The organism is Segatella intestinalis, from assembly GCF_029348455.1.
GTDB lineage: Bacteria > Bacteroidota > Bacteroidia > Bacteroidales > Bacteroidaceae > Prevotella.
The window spans coordinates 89,468-103,244 of the sequence record NZ_JARJVV010000002.1 but is presented as its reverse complement, the minus strand read 5'-3'; the positions used below and the strand labels follow the sequence as shown (position 1 = coordinate 103,244).

Sequence of the window (13,777 nt, the reverse complement as noted above, 5' to 3'; positions counted from 1 at the left end):
GACAACTCTTTATCACTATTCACTACTCACTTTTCATATACTCTATACACACAACTATGCATATCTTCAGAAAAACTCTCTTCTTACTTTCTCTCTTCGTTGCAGGCTTTACATCGCAAGCCAAAGCACAAATCAGCGTCATGTCGTTCAACATACGTTTGGACGCCTCGGTAGACAATGAAAACCGTTGGGACAACCGTAAAGGCGAGGTGGCAAAGATGCTCACCTATTATCAGCCCGACCTCTTGGGCATGCAGGAAGTATGCCCCAACCAGATGGCAGACCTCAAGGCTGCTCTCAATGGCATGTACGAGGGCATCGGTGTAGGACGAGATGACGGAAAACATCAGGGCGAACACAGCCCAATCTTCTATAACAAGCACAAATTCAGTATGGTAAAGCATGGCGACTTTGCCTTGAGCGAGACACCAGAACAGTTCGGAAAGAAGGGCTGGGACGCTTCTTACAACCGTGTTTGTACCTGGGCGATACTGAAAGACAAAAAAACTGGCAAGCAGGTGGTATACTTCAACACCCACCTCGACAACGACGGTAAGATAGCACGCAAGGAAGGCATCAAGCTCATCCTTTCCATGATGAAGAAAGTAGCTAAGAACATGCCTGCCATCATCACCGGCGACTTTAACTGTACCGATGAGGAAGAACCTTCGGCCATACTGAGAGCCAACAAAATGGAAAATGCCCGCAACAAGGCTGCCATCGTTTATGGTCCAGACTGGACATGGCACGACTACGGCAGACTGCCACTCAACGAGCGAAGCATTATCGACCATATCTTTATCAGCAACCAGCTGAAAGCTACTCGCTACAGAGTTATCGGTGATAAGCCCGACAAGGTTTATCTGTCCGACCACAATGCAGTATTCGTCAACTTAGAATATACAAAATGAATTTTACCAAGCTATCATTCGCCACATGGATGCTGGTAATAGCCGCTCCATGTTTCGCCAGCCAGGACTCCGTCAAGGTTGTCAAGGGACAGGTGAGCGACTATTACATCCCTGTGGTTAACGAATATGAGCTAACTGGTATAGTTACCGACGAGCATGACCAGCCCTTAGAGAGGCCCACCTCATTTGCCAACGATGAGGAAATGCTCGACTACATTGAGAAGACCCACCTTAATTATATGTGGGATGGAGCCAACCCCAACTCCGGGCTGGCACCCGAGCGCATTCACCTCGATGGTATCTATCCACAGAACGACAAGCATGTGGTGACTACCGGAGGAAGCGGATTTGGCATAGCCGGCCTGCTGGCAGGTATAGACAGAGGTTACATCAGCCGTACCGAGGGTGTGCAGCGCCTTACGAAGATAGTAGATTTCTTAGGAAAAGCCGACCGATTCCATGGTGTTTGGTCGCACTGGATAGACGGCAATACAGGAAAGACCGTTCCTTTCGGACAGAAAGATGATGGTGGCGACCTCGTAGAAAGTTCGTTCCTCATGGCAAGTCTGCTGTGCGTACGCCAGTATTTCGAGAATGGCAACGAACAGGAGAAACTCTTGGCAAGCAATATTGACAAGCTGTGGAAAGAGATGGAGTTCGACTGGTACCGCCGTGGCGGACAGGACGTGCTGTACTGGCACTGGTCGCCCAACTATGGATGGGATATGAACTTCCCACTCGAAGGCTACAACGAATGCCTCATCACCTATATCTTGGGAGCTTCCTCACCCACCCATTCTATCCCTGCAGAGTGCTATCACAAGGGATGGGCAAGGAGCGGAGGCATCAAGAGCAATGCCAAGCCTTACGGCTATCCGCTCGAACTGAAGCACAATGGCGCCGAACAGACCGGCGGTCCGCTGTTCTGGGCACAGTATTCCTATATCTGCCTCAACCCCAAGAACCTGAGCGACACGTATGCCAACTACTGGAATGTGGTAAGAAACCATGCCCTCAGCGACTACGAATACTGCGTGCGAAACCCGAAGGGATACAAAGGCTACGGCAAAGACTGTTGGGGACTGACAGCAAGCTATTCGGTAAACGGATATTCTGCCCATGCACCCAACAACGATCTGGGAGTCATCACACCTACCGCAGCCCTATCATCATTCCCTTACACACCAACAGAGTCGATGGCAGCCCTGAAGTATTTCTGGAACAAGGGCAACTGGATTTGGGGCAAATATGGTTTCTATGATGCCTTCTCGGAAACTGCCCACTGGACAGTACCCCGCTATCTTGCCATAGACCAGCTGACCATCACCCCTATGATAGAGAATCATCGCTCGGGACTGCTCTGGCGACTCTTCATGAGCTGCCCTGAGATACAACAGGGACTCGAGAAACTCGGATTCAAGAACAATTAAACAGACTTAGACATATGAAGACAAAAAACATTCTTGCAGCATTTACCCTGCTGGCAGCAAGCCTCTGCCCCACCATGGCACAGGCCCAAAGCGATGAGGCTAAGATGAACACCTTCATCGATAACCTGATGAATAAAATGACGCTGAAAGAAAAACTCGGTCAGTTGAACCTTCCTGTTACAGGAGATATCGTTACCGGCCAGGCAAAAAGCAGCGACGTGGCAAGCAAAATCAAGCGTGGCGAAGTAGGCGGACTCTTCAACCTGAAAGGTGTTGAGAAAATCAAAGAAGTACAGAAGATTGCCGTAGAACAGAGCCGCCTGCACATCCCACTGCTCTTCGGTATGGACGTGATACATGGTTACGAGACCGTATTCCCTATCCCCTTCTCGCTCTCATGCTCATGGGATATGGAAGCCATCAAGCGTACAGCCAAGATAGCCGCACAAGAATGTTCGGCAGATGGTATCAACTGGACTTTCAGTCCTATGCTCGATATCTGCCGCGACCCACGATGGGGACGTATGGCAGAAGGAAGCGGTGAGGACCCATACCTCGGTTCTTGCATCGCCAAAGCCATGGTAGAGGGTTATCAGGGACAGAATCTGGCAGCTCCCAACACCGTGATGGCTTGCGTGAAGCACTTTGCACTCTATGGCGGTGCAGAAGCAGGACGCGACTACAACACAGTGGACATGAGCCACTGGCGCATGTTCAATTACTATATGCCTCCCTACAAGGCTGCTGTTGACGCCGGCGCTCTGAGCGTGATGACCTCATTCAATGTGGTGGACGGCGTTCCCGCAACAGGCAACAAATGGTTGCTTACCGATGTGCTGCGCAAGATGTGGGGCTTCAAGGGTATGGTGGTAACCGACTATACTGCCATCCTGGAAATGACAGCCCACGGACTGGGCGACCTGCAGCAGGTTTCAGCCATGGCACTCAATGCAGGTACCGATATGGACATGGTGGCTGACGGATTCTTAGGCACTATAGAGAAGTCTATCAATGAGGGCAAGGTTACGATGGAAACCGTCAATACAGCATGCCGCCGCATCCTGGAAGCCAAATACAAGTTGGGACTCTTCGACGACCCATACAAATACTGCAACGTGAAACGCGCCAAGAAGGAAATCTACACTCCACAGAACAGAGCCTTCTCACGCGAGATAGCTGCCAAGACTTTCGTGCTGCTCAAGAACGAAGGCAATCTGTTGCCTTTGCAGCGCAAGGGTAAGATTGCCCTTATAGGTCCGTTGGCAGACAATTCCAAGAACATGTCGGGTACATGGAGCGTTGTGGCTCGTCTCGATGACAACAAGACCATCCTCGGTTCTATGAAGAAGGCACTGGAAGGAAAGGCAGAGGTTCTCTATGCCAAGGGCTCCAACCTGATGTATGATGCCAAGCGCGAAGCTGATGCCACCATGTTTGGCAGAGAGATGCGCGACAGCCGAAGCAACGAGGAAATGCTGAAGGAAGCACTCGACGTGGCTCAGCAAGCCGACATCATCGTTGCTGCTGTGGGCGAGTCGTCAGAGATGAGTGGCGAATGCAGCAGCCGCACCAATCTCGAGATGCCCGACGCACAGAAAGACTTGCTCATAGCCCTGAAGAAGACGGGCAAGCCTATCGTACTCGTCAACTTCTCGGGCCGTGCCACAGTCATGACATGGGAACAGGAGAATTTCCCAGCCATCCTCAACGTTTGGTTTGGTGGTTGCGAATCGGGCGATGCCATCTGTGACGTTCTCTTCGGTGACAAGGTGCCAAGCGGAAAACTGACTGCCACCATGCCTAAGAGTGTAGGTCAGATACCTCTCTACTACAACCATCTGAATACGGGACGGCCACTGAAAGAGGGTAAATGGTTCACTAAGTTTACCAGCAACTACCTCGATATAGACAACGACCCACTGTACCCATTCGGTTATGGTCTGTCGTACACCACCTTCAAATATGGCAAGCCTACGCTCTCAAGCAACACAATGACCAACAACGAGACGATCAGTGTAAGCGTAGACATCACCAATACGGGAAATTACGATGCTGACGAAATAGCTCAGATGTACATACGCGACTTAGCTGCCAGCGTTTCTCGCCCAGTGAAGGAACTGAAAGGCTTCGAACGCATCTCTATCAAGAAGGGAGAGACCAAGACCGTCACCTTCACCATCACCCCTGAAGACCTGAAGTTCTACAACCAGGAGTTGGAATACAAGAACGAGCCTGGTGAGTTCGAGGTAATGGTAGGTCCTAACAGCAAGGATGTACAGACCCTCACCTTCACATTGAAATAACGACTTATACACGGAATATGAAAAATATGAAAAATATCTGGCTTATATTGACATTCCTCTTGGCATGGGCTTTTCCAAAGGTCCATGCCGAGAATACGGTAAAGATTCTCGCCATAGGCAACAGCTTCTCTGAAGATGCCATTGAGCAGAACCTGCACGAGTTGGCTGATGCCGAAGGCATACAGACCATAGTGGCCAATCTATATATCCCCGGATGCTCGCTCGAAAGACACATGCAATGCGTAAAAGGCGACCTGAAGGCATATAGATACAGAAAGACAGGAATAGACGGCAAGATGGTGGAGACACCCAACAAGCAGGTGAGCGAAGCCTTGAGCGAGGAAGACTGGGACTATGTGAGCGTACAGCAGGCAAGCCATTTCTCTGGAGTCTACTACACATACCAGCCCTATCTCAACGAACTGATTGCCTATGTGAAACAAAAAGCACCCAAGGCTAAGATTATCTTCCATCAGACATGGGCTTACGCTCAGACTTCCAACCATGACGGCTTCCGCAAGTATGGCAACAGTCAGGCCACCATGTTCTCTTCCATCTTAGGCGCAGCCAAACAGGCTCTCAAGGATGCACCTATCGACATCTTGGTGCCGGCAGGAACAGCTATACAGAATGCCCGCACATCGAGCTTGGGCGACAACCTGAACCGTGACGGCTACCATCTGCAGTTGGTGTACGGAAGATACACTGCTGCCTGTACTTGGTTTGAGGCTATCTTCAAGAAGTCGGTTGTAGGAAACAGCTATGCACCCGAAGGAATAACACTGCAACAGAAGAGCATCGCACAGAAAGCTGCCCATGCTGCCGTAAAACATCCTTTCGTGATTACGCAGATCAAGTAAGAGAGGAAAAGGCGAACAACAAACTAAGTTTGTAGGTTTTTAACAAGATATCCATCGTAACAAAAAAACGTCCCGACGCAAGGAAATCCTGCATCGGGACGTTTTGTTTATATTTCAGACTTCGCACCTCGTAAGGATAAAAGCGTTTATAAAAGGGAGATAGCGCTCTTAATACTCTGTCTTCTCGGTACTATCTTCCCACATACGGAAGGCACCCAAAGCCTCATCGCGCATCAAGGCAATCATCGGCTTATGGCGATCTGCTATCTTGCGGTCGATCTCCTCATAGATAAACTCATCATCGAAACCAATCTTCGCTGCATCCTGACGATTGTTGGCATAATAGATACGGTCGAGATGCGCCCAGTAGATAGCGCCAAGACACATGGGGCAAGGCTCGCAAGAGGTATAAATCTCACAACCCTTCAAATCGAAAGTGTGCAAGGCACGGGTAGCCATACGGATGGCATTCACTTCGGCATGAGCCGTAGGGTCTTGGTCTATGGTAACACTATTGGAGGCCTCAGCCACGATAACACCATCCTTGGCAATGACGGCTCCGAAAGGACCACCACCATGGCGCACGCTGTTCTCTGACAGGAGGATAGCTCTTTGCATCAGTTGTTCTTTTGTCATGTTGTTCGAGTTATTAGTTATACATTCTCATCCCATTTTTTTTAATCGGGGTTACAAATATACAACTTTTTAACGAATAAACCACATCTTAGGAGTATAAATATAAGGGACTTCTGACTTTTTCACAAGTTTTATACCTGTTTGATGCTTAGGCAAATGCGTAAAAGAGACAAAAGTCCGCACTTTTATGAAATTTCATCGAAAATATTTGGCGATTCAGAAATAAAGTCCTATCTTTGCAAACAGATATAGGTACGAAAATAAAAAATAGAGAATATAAGATTGGGGATTCCGATGCTATACAGGCACCGGGATTCTTTATTTTTTACCCCATCTCTAAGAACACATTATTAATAATAATAAACAATAAGAAAAATTATGGCTTACATGTCACAAGAAGGTTACGACAATCTCGTAGCTGAACTAAAACAGCTCGTTTCTGTGGAGCGCCCTAAGGCATCAGCCGCAATTGCTGAGGCAAGAGACAAGGGTGACCTGAGCGAGAACTCAGAGTATGATGCCGCCAAGGAGGCACAGGCTCATTTGGAAGACAAGATCAACCGCATCAAGCTCACCATTGCCGAGGCTAAGATCATCGACACCAAGCAGCTCAGCACCGACTGTGTGCAGATCATGTCGAAGGTGGAGATGACCAATATGGCCAACAAGGCAAAGATGAATTATACCATCGTGAGCGAGAGCGAGGCCAACCTGAAGGAGGGCAAGATTTCTATCAAGACTCCTATCGCACAGGGCTTGCTCAACAAGAAGGTGGGCGAGATCGTGGAAATCAAGATTCCACGCGGCACTATCAAACTGCGCATCGACAAAATTTCATTCGAGTAAAAATAAGGAACTATCATAAGGGCAGACAAACCCCTATGGCAGTTCCTTTTTTATGATATGTAAGCCAAACAAATATATACAGAGAATGAGAGATGTCGGTGTGTGGCACGACACATGCTTTGCAACGACAGATTTTGATTAACAATAAAAACGAAACAGACTATGGCAAGTATTTTCTCAAAGATTGCTGCCGGTGAAATCCCCAGCTACAAGTGTGCAGAAAGCGACAAGTTTTATGCGTTCCTCGATATCAGCCCTATCGGTAAAGGTCACACATTGGTGATTCCAAGAAAGGAAGTTGACTATATCTTCGACATGGAAGACCAGGACCTGGCCGAATTTGAAGTCTTCGCCAAGAAAGTGGCTAAGGCCATCAAGGCTGCCTTCCCCTGCAAGAAAGTGGCACAGGTGGTTCTCGGTCTCGAGGTGCCTCACGCCCATATCCACCTCATCCCTATGAACAGCGAGGCTGATGTGAACTTCCGCAAGGAACATCTCAAGCTATCAGAAGAGGAGTTCAAGGAAATCGCAAATAAGATATACGAAGCATTCAAAAAACTATAATTCTTCTCTTCGATAACTTAGGAAGAGTGGCTACTCAAAGGAAAAGGGAAGTGAAGATGCGTCTTCACTTCCCTTTCTGTTATCATGTTATCGAATGGATGAGAGTTATATAAACTCATCTCCTTTCTTAATTTGTACCTCGTTGACATACTTGCGCACCAACGCAGAGGAGTCTTCCTTGCGGCAGACGAGGAGCACGTTGTCTTTTTCGGCAACGATGAAGCCATCAAGGCCATTCAATACAGCTAACTTACCCTTCGGCAGTTTGACAATATTGTTGTGACAGTCCTCCATCAGCACGTCGCTGTCTATCACCACATTGTCGTTCTCCCCTTTCTTCATTGCCTCGTAGATGCTGTGCCACGTGCCTAAGTCAGCCCAGCCAAAGTCGCACTTCATCACATAGACGTCATTCGACTTCTCCAAGATGGCGTAGTCAATTGAGATATTGGGATAAGAAGGGAAGTTCTCCTTCATATAGGCATTCTCGGTCTCCACACTAAAGACGGGATACTTCTCGTCGTAACCTCGAAGCACAGATGGCAAAAGATGGCCAAAGTTGTTGTAGAGATGTTTCACATTGAAGAGGAACAGGCTGGTGTTCCAATAGAACTCGCCACTGTCTACGAAAATCTTGGCAAAGTCGCGCTCAGGCTTCTCGGTAAACGACTGTACCTTATAGAGTCCTTCGCCCACAGAATCGCCCAACTGAATGTATCCATAGCCAGGCTCAGGACGGGTAGGTTTCACACCCATGGAGAGGAAGCAACTGTTGTCGGCAACAAAGTGCAGTCCCTCCAACATATCCTTGCAGAACGCCTCCTCGTTGAACACAGCCTGATCGGATGGCGTAGCCACGATGCAAGCCTCAGGATTCTGCATGGCTATGCGATGCGCAGCCCATGCTACACTCGGAGCTGTATTGCGATGAATGGGTTCCGACAAGATGTGCTCGGAGGAAACATCGGGCAGCTGCTGCCTTACAAATTCCACATACTCCTCGTTGGTATTGATATAGATATGGTCGGCTGGCACAATCCTTGCCATCCTGTCATAAGTTTGCTGCAACTGAGTACGTCCCACACCGAAGAAATCAAGAAACTGTTTGGGATAAGCATTGCGGCTGCTGGGCCACAGTCTTCTACCCTTTCCTCCGGCGAGTATGATACAATAATTGTTATGATCGTTTTTTGTCATTTGGCAGACTATATAATGATATTGTTTTAATTCACGTGTAAAATTAGGAAATATCTATGAACCTACCAAGTTTTTTTCCACAATTTAAGACAGAAGTGGCAAAATAAAACAATTATTTAGCCTTTCGTATAAGAAAAATCATCTTTTCAGAAACTTTTCTGCAAAAAAGTTTGTCAGTTCAAAAATTATTAGTACCTTTGCAACCGCAAAAGCCCAGATGGCGGAATCGGTAGACGCGCTGGTCTCAAACACCAGTGGAGCAATCCATCCCGGTTCGATCCCGGGTCTGGGTACTGAATTAAATTATTAAACGCTTGTAAGCCAATCGCTTGCAAGCGTTTTTTGCTTTTTAAGGTGTACTAAAAGTGTACTTATTCTTACTGCCAGTACGATAAATTGAGAGAGAATATTATCTCACCATTATCTTAATGCCATCTACGATATAGAGGCCAGGACGAAGGGCGACAGTCTGCTCCTGACCTGCCGTCAGGCGAACTTCTACTGTTTTCTGTCCTCCAATATGGTAGATGCCCACTCGCTTGTTGGCATCTGTCTTGATAACCACAGCTCCCTTTTCGCCTCGTACATAAGTTCCGGCATCTGTCTTCACTGAAGATATGGAAGATGGTACGCCAGTAACATAGGCTATCAGAGCATTGCCCTTGATCCATTTCTGACCACTACCTGTAACTATATCATAATAGTGTCTACCTATGGTACAATTAGCAAATTCCGAATATTGTTTTGTTGTAAAATCATATGAATTGAAATATACAAGAATAGAATGACTGCCCACCTCATCTGGAGTGACAGTATATTCCACATAGGTAATCGCTCCATTACCTGCAGCCCTTGCCCTATTAGGCTCTATCCAACCTTTATTGGTTTCGGCATTATATGGCACGAAGCAATAATCCAGATAGCCAGGTCCACCTGTATTCCTTACACCAAACCTTACCACGAGTTTATCGTCTTCAACCAATGGCAATTTACATTTTGCATTATAACATATTCCTTCACCAAACTTACCTGGAGTAGCATTACTCTCTGAAGAAACGACTGTGAAATTAGGAGCCGCTGCCGTCGTCAACGTAAACTGCTGACCGTTCACGATGACTTCATCCTTGTTGGCTACATCCGTTATCCACAGATACTGTTGAGACGAAGATGTTTCCGGTAACTCTATCTGTCGCGTCACCGAACCGCGAGCTGGTATGGTAATATACAGGTCGAAATCTGACGAACTGGGCTTGGTATTGTCCTTCGTGTTAGTGTAAATGTTCACCAAACCATTGAACTCCATATCCATACTGTTGGTAAAGGTAACTGTCAGCGGATTGGTCATACCGGTGTAAAGACCATCTTCGGCTGTTACCGTTGCTGCCAGAGGAGTAGTAACAGGAGACAGCGTTGTGGCATCAACATTGATGATGAAAGGCTGGTTGTTAGAGAATGAACAAATATGCCAATTCTTCGTATCTGAACTATAGATAGGATAAATCACATTGATACCCATAGGGAAAGGATAGTTGATGGTAAGTTTTGGATTATGACCATAAGTACCATAAGTACCTCCATCAGGCTTAACTGCAGGCAATTTCCACAGACCATTATAGTCAGACACACGGGCTATGGTTCCGTTTGCCATCTTTATGCCATAGGCAAAATAACCGGAAAAAGCAGAAGTACTCTGGTTAGAAAAGCAGGTTGTGGCTTCTGCCTGGAAATTCTCTGAGACATGTGCACGGGTTGTCTTAGTCCAGGTAATACCACAATTGCCACTATAGTTGAGCGACATGATCTGCGGATATGAAGCAAGAGGCTCATCCACCTTGCCATTATCGGGAGCTATACCGATAATCATAGAGCAGTCTCGATTGTAGCCATCCACAGCAGAGCCTGAGCCGGCACCACCCTTCATGGGTTGAAGTATCGTCAGGTCAAAGTAACCATCCTGATAGCCTCCCCATCCCCAGTTGATGTGATAAAGACCGTTGCCATCGCTTCCATCGCATACAAACTCATGACCACCATCCGAAGCCTGACCGCTATAAAGAATGGGGCGCTTTGCCTTCAGCTCATTATCGATCAGCGTCATCCATTGCTGCAAGGTAAAGACTGTACGGGTAAGGTCTTGCATCAAGTCGGCGTCATAGCCGAAATAAGTCGCCAAGATGATTGGTGTGACGTTGGCTCCCGACGAAGGACCATAGTTCATCTTCACCGCAGCACCACAATGGTACATCAATTTGGCAACAGCATCAGCTTGCGCAGAGTTGTAATCCGACTTTGAATAATCAGGCAACATATTGTCCCAGTCGTAGGTCGCACCAGAAGATATTTCTGGTATTTGAATTCCATAACTTTTAGCAGTATAAGCCTTAATAGTAGCTTTCAACTCCTTAGGATACTGATAATACATCATCACCTGCGCCATGGCTGTAGCCACACAGCCCGTAACGGCACGATTGGTACCATTGTAAGAGGGACACATATTATTATAAGGTGCCATCTGGTTCCACTTGATACCACCCAAGAGAGGAGCAACAGCAGCTGTACCGGCACGTTCGGCACGCCATTGGCGAGCCTCAGCCAATCCTCCTGACACCTGAGCATCACCCTTGAGCAATGCCTCTACCGTTTCCTGATAAGCCTTCATAAAGCCCACATAGTTGGCTGGCAAATGGTCGGGGTCGTAAGTGCCCTGAGCTGAGTAGCCCACCACTTCCGGCATTCTGTCGTCACCCGACACAATGGTAAATCCTTTATCCTCGCCATTGGCAAAGACATAATAGCATGTGGCAGAAGGAGACACTGCAGAAGAAACCGACATGCGGGGAGCCGCCTTTGCTGAAGCCGCCACCTCGGCATCCATCTCTATGCCAAGCATGGCTGCCTGACGTTGAGCTATCGCCTTAGCCTGCTGATAGCTACGCGGACCGGCTATTGCCGAAACCGACAACAACAGCATCAATGACAATAAAAGTAATAAGTCCTTCTTCATAAAAATTCAATGATTTAGTTAGTGAATAGTTTTAAATTTCATCTTTTATTTGTGCCACAAATATAGCTTATTTTTCACAAACAAACAAGTATTAGAGCCTTAAAAAATGTTCAAGACAAGAAAATCATACCATTTGCTCCTTTTTTTACGTTTTGACACCTTTCTCAAAGCTGCTGTACCGTAGCTTCTTGACTCAACTTTCGCAAATGGGAATGTTTAGAGAAGTTACGTGGAAGTTAAACTGAACGGAGTGACAGCTCCTTTAACTCCCCTCATGCAAAACATGAAATACATATAAAAAAATGAGTATAGATTTGGAAATATGAGATTTTATCCGTATTTTTGCAGCAATTAGACAAAACTATTTAATAACTCTATTAAAAACCCCATTTATTCATGAAGAAACTTTTTAGCTTGGTTTGCACCTGTTTGCTGGCAATGAGCATGCAGGCAGCCGAAACCGACAAGTATGACGCGCTCTATGAGAACCTTCCTTTCCAGATGGAGAAGGTGACACGTCCTCAGTTCCCTGCCAACGAGGTAAACCTGAAGGATTTCGGAGCCGTAGGTGATGGTTCTACCCTTTGCACCGAAGCTTTCAGCAAGGCTATCGAAGCCCTGAGCCAGAAAGGCGGAGGAAAGCTTATCGTGCCACAGGGCGTATGGTTTACAGGCCCCATCACATTGAAGAGCAACATCAACCTGCACATCGAGAAGGGCGGCATTATCCTTTTCTCACCCGATGATGCCCTCTATCCTTTCGTCAAGACATCTTTCGAGGGTCTCGACACACGCCGTTGCCAGTCTCCTATCTCGGGCAACGGACTTACCAACGTGGCTATTACTGGTCAGGGAGCCATCGACGGTAATGGCGAGTACTGGCGCCCTCTGAAAAAGCAGAAGGTAACCGACGCTCAGTGGAAAGCCATCACTTCACGAGGTGGTGCCTACAAGCGCAAGGACTATTGGTTCCCGTCAGAAGGCGCTCTCAAGGCTGACAACAGCGCCAACATGAACGTGCCTGCAGAACCTACATCAGAAGAGGGATGGAACGAAATCAAGCGATTCCTCCGCCCTGTCATGGTAAGCTTGGTAAACTGCAAGAATGTTTGGCTCAATGGCGTTATCTTCCAGAACTCTCCTGCCTGGAACATCCATCCATTGATGTGCGAGAACGTGCTCATTGAAGATGTACTGGTACGCAACCCTGCGTATGCACAGAATGGTGACGGTCTTGACCTGGAGTCATGCAAGAACGCACTCATCGTCAATTCTACTTTCGATGTAGGCGACGATGGTATCTGCATCAAGAGTGGTAAAGATGCCGACGGAAGAAAGCGTGGCATTCCTTGCGAGAACGTCATCGTAGACGGATGTACAGTCTTCAAGGGTCATGGCGGATTCGTTGTAGGTAGTGAGATGAGCGGTGGTGTGAAGAACGTGATGGTTACCAACTGCCAGTTCCTCGGTACCGATGTAGGTCTGCGTTTCAAGAGCACACGTGGTCGTGGCGGCGTAGTAGAGAACATCTTCATCAAGAATATGTCTATGTTCGACATTCAGACCGACGTAATCACCTTCGACCTTTATTATGGAGGCAAGTCGGCTGTTGAGGTTCTCAACGATGGCGACGAGGCTAAGCAGCAGAAGGTGGAGAAGTTCAAGGTAGACGAGACTACTCCTTGCTTCCGCAACATCAACATCGACCATGTCATCTGCCGTACAGCCCGCCGTGCTGCATACTTCAACGGTTTGCCCGAGATGCCTGTTCAGAACATCAGCATCAAGGACTTGGAGGTGAACAATGCCGAACAGGGCATCGTAATCAACCGTACTGAGAACGTGAAGCTCGAGAATATCAAGGTAACCGCAAAGACTCATACCTTCGATGCCAAGAACTCGAAGAACGTGAGTGTAAACAGCAAAACCTACAAGAAGATCGACGAAAAGGGCGTTACCCTCGATTTCTAAAGACTGCGAAGACTTGCCATATAGGACAAAAAGCCTATATGGAAAGACTTAATAA

The 13,777-nt window shown here is 47.4% G+C and carries 10 protein-coding genes and 1 tRNA gene; 8 read left to right on the top strand and 3 right to left on the bottom strand.

What is annotated here, in order from left to right; translation table 11 throughout:
• The first annotated feature begins 56 nt into the window (after positions 1-56).
• The 4 genes from P3T48_RS01540 to P3T48_RS01525 are packed head-to-tail and all read left to right on the top strand — an operon-like array spanning position 57 to position 5,504.
• Positions 57-911, top strand: a complete 855-nt coding sequence (locus tag P3T48_RS01540) for an endonuclease/exonuclease/phosphatase family protein (protein WP_276505359.1) — start codon at positions 57-59, stop codon at positions 909-911.
• A complete protein-coding gene (locus P3T48_RS01535; RefSeq protein WP_276505358.1) occupies positions 908-2,341 on the top strand; it encodes a glucoamylase family protein in 1,434 nt (477 codons plus the stop codon). The genes P3T48_RS01540 and P3T48_RS01535 overlap by 4 nt, the downstream gene beginning before the upstream one ends.
• A gap of 14 nt (positions 2,342-2,355) precedes the next feature.
• Entirely contained in the window at positions 2,356-4,644 is a 2,289-nt protein-coding gene (bglX, locus tag P3T48_RS01530; protein ID WP_276505357.1) for a beta-glucosidase BglX, read from the top strand.
• Positions 4,645-4,661: 17 nt separating this feature from the next.
• On the top strand, positions 4,662-5,504 hold the full coding sequence (locus tag P3T48_RS01525; protein WP_443217153.1) for a DUF4886 domain-containing protein: 843 nt from the start codon (positions 4,662-4,664) through the stop codon (positions 5,502-5,504).
• A gap of 168 nt (positions 5,505-5,672) precedes the next feature.
• Here the strand turns inward: P3T48_RS01525 and P3T48_RS01520 are convergent, their stop codons facing one another.
• Positions 5,673-6,140 (bottom strand): nucleoside deaminase, encoded by a 468-nt coding sequence (locus P3T48_RS01520; RefSeq protein ID WP_276505355.1) that lies wholly within the window; start codon positions 6,138-6,140, stop codon positions 5,673-5,675.
• Positions 6,141-6,518: 378 nt separating this feature from the next.
• On the opposite strand from P3T48_RS01520, the gene greA reads away from it, so the two are divergent.
• Positions 6,519-6,986: a transcription elongation factor GreA gene (gene greA, locus P3T48_RS01515; protein WP_158464125.1), complete on the top strand. Its 468-nt coding sequence runs from the start codon at positions 6,519-6,521 to the stop codon at positions 6,984-6,986.
• 162 nt (positions 6,987-7,148) lie between these two features.
• Complete coding sequence (locus P3T48_RS01510; RefSeq protein WP_217757048.1) at positions 7,149-7,550, top strand: HIT family protein; 402 nt, start codon at positions 7,149-7,151, stop codon at positions 7,548-7,550.
• Positions 7,551-7,655: 105 nt separating this feature from the next.
• On the opposite strand, the gene P3T48_RS01505 is transcribed toward P3T48_RS01510, so the two are convergent.
• Positions 7,656-8,747, bottom strand: coding sequence for a mannose-1-phosphate guanylyltransferase (locus P3T48_RS01505; protein ID WP_276505354.1), 1,092 nt, complete (start codon positions 8,745-8,747; stop codon positions 7,656-7,658).
• A gap of 211 nt (positions 8,748-8,958) precedes the next feature.
• Here P3T48_RS01505 and P3T48_RS01500 point away from each other — a divergent pair.
• Positions 8,959-9,040, top strand: a tRNA-Leu gene (locus P3T48_RS01500).
• A 116-nt stretch (positions 9,041-9,156) separates the two neighbouring features.
• On the opposite strand, the gene P3T48_RS01495 is transcribed toward P3T48_RS01500, so the two are convergent.
• Entirely contained in the window at positions 9,157-11,751 is a 2,595-nt protein-coding gene (locus P3T48_RS01495; RefSeq protein WP_276505353.1) for a C10 family peptidase, read from the bottom strand.
• Between the two features lie 396 nt (positions 11,752-12,147).
• Here P3T48_RS01495 and P3T48_RS01490 point away from each other — a divergent pair, with 396 nt between their 5' ends.
• Positions 12,148-13,722, top strand: a complete 1,575-nt coding sequence (locus P3T48_RS01490; RefSeq protein ID WP_276505352.1) for a glycoside hydrolase family 28 protein — start codon at positions 12,148-12,150, stop codon at positions 13,720-13,722.
• The last annotated feature ends 55 nt before the right edge of the window (positions 13,723-13,777 follow it).

What these genes read in the sequence shown, in the direction of transcription:
- P3T48_RS01540 (WP_276505359.1), top strand. Translation starts at nt 57, where the DNA reads ATGCATATCTTCAGAAAAACTCTCTTCTTACTTTCTCTCTTCGTTGCA.
- P3T48_RS01535 (WP_276505358.1), top strand. Translation starts at nt 908, where the DNA reads ATGAATTTTACCAAGCTATCATTCGCCACATGGATGCTGGTAATAGCC.
- bglX (WP_276505357.1), top strand. Translation starts at nt 2,356, where the DNA reads ATGAAGACAAAAAACATTCTTGCAGCATTTACCCTGCTGGCAGCAAGC.
- P3T48_RS01525 (WP_443217153.1), top strand. Translation starts at nt 4,662, where the DNA reads ATGAAAAATATGAAAAATATCTGGCTTATATTGACATTCCTCTTGGCA.
- P3T48_RS01520 (WP_276505355.1), bottom strand. Translation starts at nt 6,140, where the DNA reads ATGACAAAAGAACAACTGATGCAAAGAGCTATCCTCCTGTCAGAGAAC.
- greA (WP_158464125.1), top strand. Translation starts at nt 6,519, where the DNA reads ATGGCTTACATGTCACAAGAAGGTTACGACAATCTCGTAGCTGAACTA.
- P3T48_RS01510 (WP_217757048.1), top strand. Translation starts at nt 7,149, where the DNA reads ATGGCAAGTATTTTCTCAAAGATTGCTGCCGGTGAAATCCCCAGCTAC.
- P3T48_RS01505 (WP_276505354.1), bottom strand. Translation starts at nt 8,747, where the DNA reads ATGACAAAAAACGATCATAACAATTATTGTATCATACTCGCCGGAGGA.
- P3T48_RS01495 (WP_276505353.1), bottom strand. Translation starts at nt 11,751, where the DNA reads ATGAAGAAGGACTTATTACTTTTATTGTCATTGATGCTGTTGTTGTCG.
- P3T48_RS01490 (WP_276505352.1), top strand. Translation starts at nt 12,148, where the DNA reads ATGAAGAAACTTTTTAGCTTGGTTTGCACCTGTTTGCTGGCAATGAGC.